The 11,902-nt window shown below is 66.2% G+C and carries 12 protein-coding genes and 2 tRNA genes; 10 read left to right on the forward strand and 4 right to left on the reverse strand.

The genetic code is table 11. The features are described 5' to 3' along the window. Positions 1 to 43 precede the first annotated feature (43 nt). Both RMCN_RS01650 and RMCN_RS01655 read left to right on the forward strand, forming a co-directional pair. On the forward strand, positions 44 to 1,270 hold the full coding sequence (locus RMCN_RS01650; RefSeq protein ID WP_067386754.1) for a hypothetical protein: 1,227 nt from the start codon (positions 44 to 46) through the stop codon (positions 1,268 to 1,270). 5 nt (positions 1,271 to 1,275) lie between these two features. Then, on the forward strand, positions 1,276 to 2,034 hold the full coding sequence (locus RMCN_RS01655; RefSeq protein WP_067386916.1) for a class I SAM-dependent methyltransferase: 759 nt from the start codon (positions 1,276 to 1,278) through the stop codon (positions 2,032 to 2,034). 11 nt (positions 2,035 to 2,045) lie between these two features. Here RMCN_RS01655 and RMCN_RS01660 read toward each other — a convergent pair whose 3' ends face one another. Then, positions 2,046 to 2,993 carry a dTDP-glucose 4,6-dehydratase gene (locus RMCN_RS01660; RefSeq protein WP_067386756.1) on the reverse strand — a complete coding sequence of 316 codons (948 nt, stop codon included), beginning with the start codon at positions 2,991 to 2,993 and terminating at the stop codon, positions 2,046 to 2,048. A gap of 84 nt (positions 2,994 to 3,077) precedes the next feature. Between RMCN_RS01660 and RMCN_RS01665 the strand changes: the two genes are divergently transcribed. After that, positions 3,078 to 4,064 carry a hypothetical protein gene (locus RMCN_RS01665; RefSeq protein WP_234787528.1) on the forward strand — a complete coding sequence of 329 codons (987 nt, stop codon included), beginning with the start codon at positions 3,078 to 3,080 and terminating at the stop codon, positions 4,062 to 4,064. Here the strand turns inward: RMCN_RS01665 and RMCN_RS01670 are convergent. Next, entirely contained in the window at positions 4,054 to 5,274 is a 1,221-nt protein-coding gene (locus tag RMCN_RS01670) for a peptidoglycan DD-metalloendopeptidase family protein (RefSeq protein ID WP_067386918.1), read from the reverse strand. The genes RMCN_RS01665 and RMCN_RS01670 overlap by 11 nt on opposite strands. A gap of 166 nt (positions 5,275 to 5,440) precedes the next feature. Next, positions 5,441 to 5,514, reverse strand: a tRNA-Gly gene (locus tag RMCN_RS01675). Positions 5,515 to 5,669: 155 nt separating this feature from the next. Here RMCN_RS01675 and RMCN_RS01680 point away from each other — a divergent pair. From RMCN_RS01680 to clpX, 6 genes are all read left to right on the forward strand, one after another. Continuing rightward, positions 5,670 to 5,743 (forward strand) — tRNA-Pro (locus tag RMCN_RS01680). Between the two features lie 41 nt (positions 5,744 to 5,784). After that, positions 5,785 to 7,188: a trigger factor gene (gene tig, locus RMCN_RS01685; protein WP_067386920.1), complete on the forward strand. Its 1,404-nt coding sequence runs from the start codon at positions 5,785 to 5,787 to the stop codon at positions 7,186 to 7,188. A 47-nt stretch (positions 7,189 to 7,235) separates the two neighbouring features. Continuing rightward, positions 7,236 to 7,898 carry an ATP-dependent Clp protease proteolytic subunit gene (locus RMCN_RS01690; RefSeq protein WP_263987725.1) on the forward strand — a complete coding sequence of 221 codons (663 nt, stop codon included), beginning with the start codon at positions 7,236 to 7,238 and terminating at the stop codon, positions 7,896 to 7,898. Then, entirely contained in the window at positions 7,895 to 8,542 is a 648-nt protein-coding gene (locus RMCN_RS01695; RefSeq protein ID WP_064413635.1) for an ATP-dependent Clp protease proteolytic subunit, read from the forward strand. The genes RMCN_RS01690 and RMCN_RS01695 overlap by 4 nt, the downstream gene beginning before the upstream one ends. 93 nt (positions 8,543 to 8,635) lie before the next feature. Further along, positions 8,636 to 8,941: a hypothetical protein gene (locus tag RMCN_RS31220; protein WP_067386760.1), complete on the forward strand. Its 306-nt coding sequence runs from the start codon at positions 8,636 to 8,638 to the stop codon at positions 8,939 to 8,941. Positions 8,942 to 9,233: 292 nt separating this feature from the next. Further along, the gene (clpX, locus tag RMCN_RS01705; protein ID WP_064350393.1) at positions 9,234 to 10,514 is read left to right on the forward strand and encodes an ATP-dependent Clp protease ATP-binding subunit ClpX; all 1,281 of its coding nucleotides are present in this window, start codon (positions 9,234 to 9,236) and stop codon (positions 10,512 to 10,514) included. 107 nt (positions 10,515 to 10,621) lie between these two features. Here the strand turns inward: clpX and fdhD are convergent, their stop codons facing one another. Beyond that, entirely contained in the window at positions 10,622 to 11,458 is an 837-nt protein-coding gene (gene fdhD, locus RMCN_RS01710; protein ID WP_067386762.1) for a formate dehydrogenase accessory sulfurtransferase FdhD, read from the reverse strand. A 105-nt stretch (positions 11,459 to 11,563) separates the two neighbouring features. On the opposite strand from fdhD, the gene RMCN_RS30935 reads away from it, so the two are divergent. Continuing rightward, positions 11,564 to 11,707 carry a hypothetical protein gene (locus tag RMCN_RS30935; protein WP_165604394.1) on the forward strand — a complete coding sequence of 48 codons (144 nt, stop codon included), beginning with the start codon at positions 11,564 to 11,566 and terminating at the stop codon, positions 11,705 to 11,707. Positions 11,708 to 11,902: the final 195 nt, after the last annotated feature.

The following is an 11,902-nucleotide window of genomic DNA, read 5'->3' on the forward strand; positions in this document are numbered from 1 at the left end:
CATCGACAAGCCGGTAGGCGCCGGCAGGAGAGGTGGGTCCGCGGTGGCCGTGGCGCAGAGCCGTTATCGGGTACTGCTGGGGTTCGGCGCCTTCTATTTCATGGGCGCGCAATTGGGCAGCGTTCTCGCCGTCCTGCCGTTCCTTCTGGTGTCCGAGGACATGAACGTCGCGGCGGGTTTCGTCGTGCCGAGTTTCAGCATCGGTTTCGTGCTCGGGAATGCCATGTCATCGCAGGTGCTCAAACGGTCTGGGCACCGGACGAATGGCGTGATCGCCGCCGCTGCGGGCGCCATCGCCGTCCTGACCGCGCTCGTCGCCACGGCCGCGTTGCACAACACCCTGGTGGTCTTCACGTTCCTGGCGTCATCGGTGCTCATCGGTGGCGCGATGGGAGTGGCCAACAACGCGTACGCCGAGATCATCTCGCGCATGATCACCGGGGCGCGGCGCAACGATCTGGTGCTCAACCAGCAGGCGCTCGGGGCGATCCTCACCTTCGCGGCCACGCTGCTGCTCGTTCCGCTTCTGCCCAACCGCGATACCGCTGACGGACATCTCGATGTGCTCTGGTTGGGCGCCGCGGCGATGGGGGTCGCCGTCGTGGCAGCGATCATCGTCGGACCGTCGAGGCCGGGGACGGTGGCTCCACCCCGCCGTATGGTCGACGATTTTCGCGAAGGGCTCGCCGTGCTCCGTACCACCGGTTGGTACCGGGTGTTCCTGATGACGCAGATCGTGTTCGTCCCCCTCGTGGTGAACGAGACGTTCTTTGCGCTGCGTACGTCGCTGGCCCATGTCGATACGGCCGGCAGCCTGCACATGATCGTGATCGGTTCGGCGGCAGGGTTGGTCGCCGGTTCGTTCTTGTGGCGCAACGTGTTCGGCAGGTCCGGAGTGCGCGGGATGCTCGTGTCGAGCGCCTTCATCAGCTGCGTAGCGACGGTGATCTGCCTTGCCAACGAACTGGTCTTCGCCGAGCCGCAGCTGTGGGCGTACGGCGTCGTCTTCTTTCTCGTCGTCCTGTCGAACGCCGCGATCGCGGCGGCGACGGTGTCGTGGATCAGCGCGTTCGCGCCCGAAGAACAACGCCCCGTGCTGATCAGCTTCGCCGCTACGCTCGCCGCTGTGGTTACCGGGATCCTCGGCGTGGCCTTTGGCCTGCTGGCTCAGATCGTCGCAATCTGGCCGGTGTTCGTCGTCTTGCTGCTCTGTGCGATCGCCCTGGCTCTGGCGAGCCGCGCACCCGACCGCACCGCGGTGGCGGGGTGAGCTCGATGGGGCGGTCGTTCACCGAACTCGTGGCCGAGGCGGCCGCCGAGCCCATCGACGGCTGGGACTTCTCCTGGCTCGACGGCCGCGCCACCGAAGAGCGGCCGTCGTGGGGCTTTCAGCGCCTGCTCAGCCGACGGCTGGGTGAGGTGTCGGCGGCACTGGACCTCTACACCGGCGGGGGAGAGGTGCTCGCCGGGGTGGAGAAGTTCCCGCCGACGATGGCGGCCACCGAATCGTGGCCACCCAACGCGGCCAAGGCGACCCGGATGCTGCACCCCCGCGGCGTCGTGGTGGTGCAGACCCGTGGCGAACCGCCCTTGCCGTTCGCCGACGAGGCGTTCGACCTGGTGAGCAGTCGCCACCCCATCGCCGTCTGGTGGGGCGAGATCGCCCGTGTCCTGCGGCCCGGCGGAACCTATCTGGCCCAGCACCCGGGGCCGGCGACCGCGCTCGAACTCATCGAAGCCGTGATGGGGCCGATGCCGGAGTTGGGCGCGCACATGGAGCCCTCCGTGCAGGCCGCGCATGCGCAGGCGGCCGGTTTGCAGGTCGTCGACCTGCGCCTCGAAAAGCTCACCGCCGAGTACTACGACATCGGCGCGGTCGTCTACTTCCTGCGCAAGCTCGTCTGGACGGTGCCGGACTTCACGGCGGAGCCGTACCTCACGCGCCTGCGCGCGGTGCACGAACACATCGAGGCGCACGGGCGGTTCGTCACCCATCCCACCCGGGTGCTCGTTGAGGCCCGAAAACCGTTGTAGGCTCCGATGATTCAGCGGGCCGGGAGAGGCTGCTGTTTCGCCCACTCGATGTAGCGATCGATCCCTTCCCAGATCTTCACCTCGGGAGCGAAACCGATCCGCCGCGCGAATTCGATGGATGCCGGGAAGCGGGTCACCTCCCCGGGGCGTGGGGGCCCGTTGACCACCGTTGTTCCGAACCTGTCGGCGATGTAGTCGGCGATGTCGCGTACACGCGTGTTCACACCGCTCGCGACATTGATGGCACGGCCCGCCAAGTCGTGCGTGTTCAACACCAGCCGGTATGCGTTCACCACATCGCTGACGTGGAGATAATCCCTGGTGGCACTTCCGTCTCCGAAGATCACGAGGTCTTCGCCCGTCAACGCCTTGCGCACGAGGATGGGGATGAGTGCCCCGTACGCGCCGCTCTTCTGGCGTTCGCCGAAGATGTTGAACGGCCGGACGATGGTGATGTCCATGCCGTAGGACCGGTAGTAGGAGTACGCGAGACGATCGGCGGCGGCCTTCGAGGCCGCATACGGGCTGTTCGGCTTCAGTTCGGCGGTTTCGTCCAGCAAGCTGCCCGGGCTCAGGCGATGTCCGTCGCCGTACACCTCGCACGTCGACGCGAGTATGAGCCGTGCCCCGTATTGGCGGGCAGCCTCCAAAACGTTCTGCGTCCCCGCCACATTGGTGTCGACGAAGCTCCTCGGATCGCTGAGCGACTTGTCGACGTTGACGTTGGCCGCCAGGTGAAAGATCACCTGGTGATCGCGCGCCGTCTTGCTGACCAGCTCCCAGTCGGTGACCGAGCCGAACACGATGTCGGCCCGGTCATCGTTCGTGATCGCGCCCAGATTTTGCTTGCCGGTCACGGAAAAAGTGTTGAGAACGGTCACGCGGTGCCCGGCTGCGAGGAGGGCTTCGCTGAGGTGACTCCCTTGGAAGCCGGCGCCGCCGGTAACGAGGATCCTCACCGTAAAGTGCTCCCGTCTCACGACATATGCCGCATTATGATTACCACCCGGCGCCGCTGGCGGTATGCGAAAAGGATGCATCGAATGTGCGACGTCGCCGCGGAATACCGGGGACAGATCGAGGCGTGGTGCACCCATCCCGCCCTGAGCGAACTGGTCGACATGTTCGGCGGGTGCATCCCACCGGGCCTCACGCTCAGCGCACGGCTCGCGTTCCTCGACGAGTTCAGCGGGGTGTGGGACTACCGGGCCAAAGCGCGCCAACAGAGCGCGGCCCGGTTCCACAACCAGGATGCCGGCGGGGCGGTCCGGTGGCTGATCCCTCGTCTCGACCTGCCTGGTGATCAGCTCGAGCGGATCGAGGGCTTGGCGGATCAACTGGGACTCATCGCCGAGTTACAGCCCAGCGGAACCGAGTTCGATCACCTCGTCGTCATCGGCGGTGGGCGGTACACGAACCTGCTTCGAACCCGCTACGCCGGTGAGATGGTTGCCAGCCGCCGCGTCGGTAATGTCGTCCTCGCCGCGGCGTCGCGACGCCTGTTGGACTCCGAGGCCGACGCCGTCGCCGCCTGCGCGCCGGGCGCACGGACCGAGTTCGAGTTGATGGTCGCCGCCGCGCGCGACGTCTTCGGCCTCGACGTCGACGAGGTCTACGCGCACGTGCAGCGTCGTGTCGACCGCGTGCAGTCCAACGAGACGGTGTGGCACTTTCCGCCCGACAGCAACGAATTCGGGGTTCCCGTCATGCTGCTCGAGACACCGTCGCCCGATCCCGAACGCCGTCGAGCGAATTCGGCTGACACGTACACGTTCGCCGCACAGACGGCCGGCATGCACGGCTCGTCGTGCCTGATGGTGACGGGTCAGCCGTTGGTGCCCTATCTGCACTTCGAAGCCTTGCGGACGTTGGCACTACGATACGACATCCGTTTGCAGTCAGCGGGTTTCGGCGTTCATGAGTACAACCGGCTCAGCGCGATGGACCAGCAGCATCCGGCCAAGCTGCTCCAGGAGGTGCGTTCGACGATCCGGTCGGCGCGGGCTCTGGAGGATCAACTCAGACGATGATCTTGCAGGGGGACGACGGCGGGAACGTGCCCGACACCGGGCGTGGACGCCCCGACGGCGTCCACGGCTTGAGCCCCATGTTCCCCAGATGACGCACGGGGTTGACGTGCTTACCGTCGATGCGGACCTCGAAATGCAGGAAACCGTCGGCTGATTCGGCCTGCGCCTGCAAGACGCCTATTTGCGCACCCGCGTCGACCCGGGAGCCGACCTCGATCCGGCGATCGTCACCCGGCCGGAAGACGTAGGAGTTCTCACTGTCGGCCCCGGCGATCGTCACCGATTGCAGCCCTTCGTCATCGAGGTCCGCGACGCGGCTGACGATGCCCGACGTCGCGGCGTAGACCGGGGTTCCCGGTGCCGCCGCGAAGTCGACGCCGGGGTGGAATCCGGTGGCGCGGCGGCCGTAGCCCGACGCGATTGCCAGCCGGTCGCGATCGATGGGCACGCGAGCGCCGGGTTCGGCGGAGTCGAAGTCACCTCGTGCCCGCCGCCGGTAATCGGAGCGCAGCAGGTCGAGTTCGTCGTAGGCGTACCCGAACAGCAGGGCGCGGTCGTAGGGCACGCCGTAGTTCAACTCGGAGTGGGGATCGAGCTTTTGGTAGTGCTCGACCTTGGCGATCCGCTCGGCCAGCGTCGACCACCCAGTGTGCAGCAGGCGTACGTCGTTGGCGACCCCGATGCCGCCGCGTTCGGTGATGTTGGCCGGCCAGTGCGGGTTGTGGATCGCGCGCGTTCCGGCGCGCAAACCGGGACGCCAGCGCCAGAACGGTCCGCGCATCGATTCGGCCGTGCCCATCAGCGGGATCATGTCCGGGTAGTCGGGATCGTCCCAGCTGGGGATCATCGGACACATCAGCGCCGCGACATCGTCGGGGACGCCAGCGAGCATCGCCGGGATGTCGGTGTCGGTGTGGACCACCTGATCGGAGTCGATCATGAAGATCCAGTCGGGGCGGCAGAAGTCGGCCATGCGGTAGAGCAATTCGAGGCCCGGCGGTTCGGGGATCAGCCACGGGGTCGGCGGAAGGTCGGAGCGGGCGTGCACGACGTTGGTGACCGTGGGATGGTCGTGCAGGATCTGCGCGGTTCCGTCGGTGCTGCGGTCGTCGACGGCGTAGACGTCGTCGCACCAGCCGGCCAGGGCGTCGAGCACCCGCGGCAGCACGTCCTCGCCGTTGTGCACGCGGAACATCGCCAGCACCCGCATCATCGCCTACTTCCGCTGACCTGCGGTGTGGCGTACCGGCGCGGAGAGCATCGCCGAGAGCATAACGATGATCATGTCCGTACCGCGGCCAGTTGCGGGGGTGTCGTGTGAAGGGACCGCCGAGCGGGTCGAACGCGCGTGCCACCGCGCTGGCGCTGGTGGCAAGTGGAGCGGGCGACGGGAATCGAACCCGCGTAGCTAGTTTGGAAGACTAGGGCTCTACCATTGAGCTACGCCCGCATGTACAGCAAGACCAGATCGTACCGGCGGCAGCCAAATCAAATCCAATTGAAGGCTTCGCGTGTCCAGCCCGTAGTATCTCGCGTGGTCGTTCCGTGTTTTGCGGACGGCCCGCGCGGGCGCAGCGCTCAAGCGTCGGCGCGACGAGCAGAGCACGGGGTGTAGCGCAGCTTGGTAGCGCATCCGCTTTGGGAGCGGAAGGCCGCAGGTTCAAATCCTGTCACCCCGACTGCGACACCGACGACACCAGAAACAATGAGGAGCAAGATCGTGAAGAGCACCGTCGAGAAGTTGAGCCCCACCCGGGTGCGCATCAACGTGGAGGTGCCCTTCACCGAGCTCGAACCCGACTTCGACCGCGCATTCGCGCAGTTGGCCAAGCAGGTCCGGCTCCCCGGTTTCCGTCCCGGCAAGGCGCCGCGCAAGCTTCTCGAGGCCCGCGTCGGCCGCGAAGCGATGCTCGACCAGGTCGTCAGCGAGGCTCTTCCCAACCGCTACAGCGAGGCGGTCACCACCTCCGAGGTGCAGCCGCTGGGCCAGCCCGAGATCGAGATCACCAACAAGGAGTACGGCCAGGACCTCACGTTCACGGCCGAGGTCGACATCCGCCCGGAGATCGAGCTTCCCGAGCTGTCGGAGCTTACGCTGACCGTCGACGCGATCGAGGTGACCGACGAAGAGGTCGACGCCGAGCTGCAGTCGCTGCGCGCCCGCTTCGGCACGCTCACCGGCGTGGAGCGTGCCGCCGAGAACGGCGATTTCGTCTCCATCGACCTGTCGGCCACCGTGGACGGCCAGGAGCTGCCCGAGGCCGCCACCGAGGGGCTGTCGCACGAGGTCGGTTCGGGTCAGCTGATCGACGGTCTCGACGAGGCGATCGTCGGCCTCAAGGAGGGGGAGACCCGCGTCTTCACCACCACGCTGGCCGCCGGTGAGCACGCCGGCAAGGAGGCGCAGGTGACCGTCACTGTCAAGTCGGTCAAGGAGCGCGAGCTGCCCGAGCCTGACGACGAATTCGCCCAGCTGGCAAGCGAATTCGACACCATCGACGAGCTCAAGGAGTCGCTCGTCGAGCAGGTGCGCCGGGTCAAGCGGGTGCAGCAGGCCGAGAAGATCCGCGACAAAGTGCTCGAGACGCTGCTCGAGCAGGTCGAGGTGCCGCTGCCCGAGAAGGTGGTGCAGGCACAGGTCGACGACGCGTTGCACAACGCCATCCACGGGCTGGACCACGACGAGGCACGTCTGGCCGAGGCGCTCGAGGCCCAGGGCAGCAGCCGCGAGCAGTTCGACGCCGACAACCGCACCAACGCGGAGAAGGCGGTCAAGACGCAACTGCTCGTCGATGCGATCGCCGACAAGCTCGACGTCCAGGTCGGCCAGAACGACATCAGCGAACGCCTGATGCTGATGTCTCAGCAGTATGGCCTGCAGCCCCAGCAGCTGATCCAGTCGCTGCAGCAGAACAACCAGCTGCCGGCCCTGTTCGCCGACGTGCGTCGCGGCCTGGCGCTGGCGGCCGTCGTCGAGGCCGCCACCGTCACCGACTCCGACGGCAACGTGATCGACACCACCGAGTTCTTCGGCCGCTCTGACGCGCAGACCGAGGAAGCTGCCGACGAGGCGTCGGAGGCTGCCGAACCCGAAGCGGACGAGGAGTCGGCCGACACGAAGTGACGCTGTGAGCGAACGCAGCCCGTCTAGGGACTGCACGCTCGCGCGGGTTGGTTAGTGTCGGTGAGTATCAAGCTCTTGAAGAAAGCAGGTATCCAGTCGTGACCCACATGCGTGGCGCCTCGCACGGCCTCAACCTTGTCGACTCGGTCTACGAGCGCTTGCTGGCGGAGCGGATCATCTTCCTGGGCTCACAGGTCGATGACGACATCGCCAACAAGCTCTGCGCGCAGATTCTGCTGCTGTCCGCCGAGGATCCCACCAAGGACATTCACCTCTACATCAACTCGCCCGGCGGCTCCATCAGCGCCGGCATGGCGGTCTACGACACCATGGTGCTGGCGCCGTGCGACGTCGCCACCTACGCCATGGGTATGGCCGCCTCGATGGGTGAGTTCCTGCTCGCGGCGGGCACGAAGGGTAAGCGCTACGCCCTGCCCCACGCCCGGATCCTGATGCACCAGCCGCTCGGCGGTATCACCGGCGGCGCGGCCGACATCGCCATCCAGGCCGAGCAGTTCGCGGTGATCAAGAAGGAGATGTTCCGGTTGAACGCCGAGTTCACCGGGCAGCCGATCGAGCGGATCGAAGCGGACTCCGACCGCGACCGCTGGTTCACCGCGCAGGAGGCCCTGGAGTACGGCTTCGTCGACCACATCATCACCAGCGCGAGCGTCAACGGCTCAGGACCAGGAGCAGGACTAGACAAATGACCGATCACACCGACGCCCGTCTGCAACCCCAGGCCCGCTACATCCTGCCGTCGTTCATCGAGCACTCCAGCTTCGGCGTCAAGGAGTCCAATCCGTACAACAAGCTGTTCGAGGAACGCATCATCTTCCTCGGTGTGCAGGTCGACGATGCGTCGGCGAACGACATCATGGCCCAGTTGCTGGTGCTGGAGTCGCTTGACCCGGACCGCGACATCACGATGTACATCAATTCGCCGGGCGGCTCGTTCACCTCGCTGATGGCGATCTACGACACCATGCAGTACGTGCGCGCCGACATCCAGACGGTGTGTCTGGGTCAGGCCGCCTCGGCCGCCGCGGTGTTGCTGGCCGCCGGCACCCCCGGTAAGCGGATGGCGCTGCCGAACGCGCGCGTGCTGATTCACCAGCCCGCGCTGGCCGGCGTCATCCAGGGCCAGTTCTCCGATCTCGAGATCCAGGCCAAGGAGATCGAGCGGATGCGCACGCTGATGGAGGTGACGCTGGCCAACCACACCGGCAAGACCCCCGAGCAGATCCGCAAGGACACCGACCGCGACAAGATTCTGACCGCGGAAGAGGCCAAGGAATACGGCGTCATCGATACCGTCCTGGAGTACCGCAAGCTGTCCGCTCAGACCGCCTGATCCGCTTCCCAACTGCGCGAAACCCGGTTCTCCTGGGCGGTTCGCGTGGCACGCTGTTCGTCTGCACCGCCGGACGGCCAGGGGAGGATTGCGATGACGGTTGGGAAGCGAGCGGGTTTCGCGATGACCGCATTGGCGGCGGCCGTGGTGTGCGGGCTGACCCAGATCGCGTCACCGGCGGTGAGCCAGGCTCAGGAACCGGTCTGTCCTGCCGGGACGTACTGGGACATGTACACCGATCAGTGCGTCCCCAATGACGTGAACGTCTATCTCAACCCCGCTCCTGTCGTCGGGCCCGCGGGCCCCGTCGGCGTCGGAGGAGTGGTGGGCCCCGTTGGTCCCGGCCCCGTCGGGCCGGGTCCGGTCGGGCCGGGTCCCGCCGGCCCCGGGCGCCGATAGCGTCACACGGATCGGCGGCGGGGTGCACCACGCCGATTAACGGGTAGTTTGGGTGCCGACGCTCTCTCGGTCCGGTCACGGCGACGACACGCCAAAGACACGGCGGCGCGTTCGCTGGGGTCCGGGGGTGATCAGACGATATGTTGGCGCGAACACAGATGAATACCACTGGCGCGATTCGGCTTTATCGGTCGCGTCGCGCGGGAACAAACGGGTAGCGTCGGGTTCACCACCCGAGGCAACCATAGAAAAGAAGCTTCATCGGCTGCGAGGAAAGTAGGACCCCACCACCATGGCGCGCATTGGAGACGGCGGTGACCTGCTGAAGTGCTCGTTCTGCGGCAAGAGTCAAAAGCAGGTTAAGAAGCTCATTGCGGGTCCGGGCGTCTATATCTGCGACGAGTGCATCGATCTCTGCAACGAGATCATCGAAGAGGAGCTCGCCGACGCCGACGACGTGAAGCTCGACGAGTTGCCCAAGCCCGCGGAGATCCGCGACTTCCTCGAGGGTTACGTCATCGGACAGGACACCGCCAAGCGCACGCTCGCGGTCGCCGTCTACAACCACTACAAGCGCATCCAGGCGGGGGAGAAGACCCGCGATTCGCGTTCCGAGCCCGTCGAACTGGCCAAGTCCAACATCTTGATGCTCGGCCCGACCGGCTGCGGTAAGACCTACCTGGCGCAGACGTTGGCCAAGATGCTCAACGTGCCGTTCGCGATCGCCGACGCCACCGCGCTGACCGAAGCCGGATACGTGGGCGAGGACGTCGAGAACATTCTGCTCAAGCTGATCCAGGCCGCCGACTACGACGTCAAGCGCGCCGAGACCGGCATCATCTACATCGACGAGGTCGACAAGATCGCCCGCAAGAGCGAGAACCCGTCGATCACCCGCGATGTCTCCGGCGAAGGCGTCCAGCAGGCGCTGCTGAAGATCCTGGAGGGAACGCAGGCGTCGGTGCCTCCGCAGGGCGGCCGCAAGCATCCCCACCAGGAGTTCATCCAGATCGACACCACCAACGTGTTGTTCATCGTGGCGGGTGCGTTCGCGGGTCTGGAGAAGATCGTCTCCGACCGCGTCGGCAAGCGCGGCCTGGGCTTCGGCGCCGAGGTGCACTCGAAGGCCGACATCGACACCGCCGATCACTTCGCCGAGGTCATGCCCGAGGATCTGATCAAGTTCGGGCTGATTCCGGAGTTCATCGGCCGGTTGCCGGTCGTGGCGTCGGTGACGAACCTGGACAAGGACTCTCTTGTGCAGATTCTGTCCAAGCCCAAGAACGCGTTGGTGAAGCAGTACACGCGCCTGTTCGAAATGGACGGCGTCGAACTCGAATTCACCGACGAGGCGCTGGAGGCGATCGCCGATCAGGCCATCCATCGCGGCACCGGAGCCCGCGGTCTGCGCGCCATCATGGAAGAAGTGCTGCTGCCGGTGATGTACGACATCCCCAGCCGCGACGACGTCGCCAAGGTGGTCGTCACCAAGGAGACGGTGCAGGACAACGTGCTGCCGACCATCGTGCCGCGCAAGCCGTCGCGTCCCGAGCGTCGCGACAAGTCTGCCTGACGACGATCAAGCGGCGAGGTACGAGCCGCGTTGAGGAGTCGGGCAATCAGTTCCCGCCTGACGACGATCAAGCGGCGCCCGACTTCGATCAAGCGGCGGTCGCCGCGTCAGTGCACGACGCGGTCGGGACGGGTGTAGACGTTCATCGACCGCCCCCGTAGGAAGGCCACCAGCGTCAACCCGGACTGGCTGGCCAGGTCGACGGCCAGCGACGACGGCGCCGACACCGCCGCGAGCACCGGGATTCCCGCCATCACGGCCTTCTGTGCCAGCTCGAACGAAGCGCGTCCGCTGACCAGCAGGACGGCCCCCGTCAGCGGAATGCGGTCCTGCTCGACCGCCCAGCCGATGACCTTGTCCACGGCGTTGTGCCTGCCGACGTCTTCTCGCACGGCGAGCGTCGTGCCGTCGGAGTCGAACAGCGCGGCCCCGTGCAGGCCGCCGGTGCTGGCGAACACCTTCTGGGCTTTGCGCAGCCGCGCCGGCAACTGCGAGAGGGTCTGGGCGGTGATGGTGGTCGGATCGTCCCCGGGGCCGTGGCGGCTGCTCAACTGCACGGCCTCCAGCGATGCCTTACCGCAGACCCCGCACGACGATGTCGTGTAGAAGTTGCGCGTGACATCGACATCGGGCGGCGCGACGTGCGGGGCCAGCGTCACGTCGAGAACGTTGTAGGTGTTCTGGGAGAAGCCGGTGTCATCGACGCCCGTGCCCTTGCAGTATCGCGCCGTGAGCACGTCGTCGCGTCCGGCGATGACGCCCTCGGTCAGTAGAAAACCCTGCGCGAGTTCGACATCGGAGCCCGGAGTGCGCATCGTCACCGTGATGGGCGCGCCGTTGACGCGGATCTCCATCGGCTCCTCGACGACCAGGGTCTCCGGCCGCGCCACCGCGGAGTCCATGGTCACATGCTGTGCCCGCCGCCTGGCTGTGACCCGACCCATGACTCCACCCTAGGGCGAATCGACGTCGATAACGTTTGGGTGCTGTTCATGTCGGGGCCAGCGCGCGAGGCGGCGTCATCACCATGCGGACGGCACAATGGATGCGTGCACAACGAACTCGAACCGAACCGCCGCATGCCGGTCTGGCGTGATCCGCTGTCGGCTGGCTTCCGCGCGCACCGCCACCTGCTGTTACTGCGCCTGCGCTGGCACGAACGGCGCGGCGACTCTGCCTCCACCCGGCACTGACAACCGGACGACCAGCACCGACGACGGTGCTTGCTACCGGCTACTGGACGGTAAGCATTTCCTTAGAATTTTTGTCTCGTAGACGTGACGAACAACACAGTTATGTCTCACGGCAGCCACCCGCACATTGGCTGAGCTGTGCGTTCGACCCCCCGGATGCGGCACGCCGCAGGCGAGTCCGGTGAAGGGCCGCCT

Origin of the sequence: Mycolicibacterium novocastrense, assembly GCF_001570485.1 — a bacterium.
Taxonomy (GTDB): domain Bacteria; phylum Actinomycetota; class Actinomycetes; order Mycobacteriales; family Mycobacteriaceae; genus Mycobacterium; species Mycobacterium novocastrense.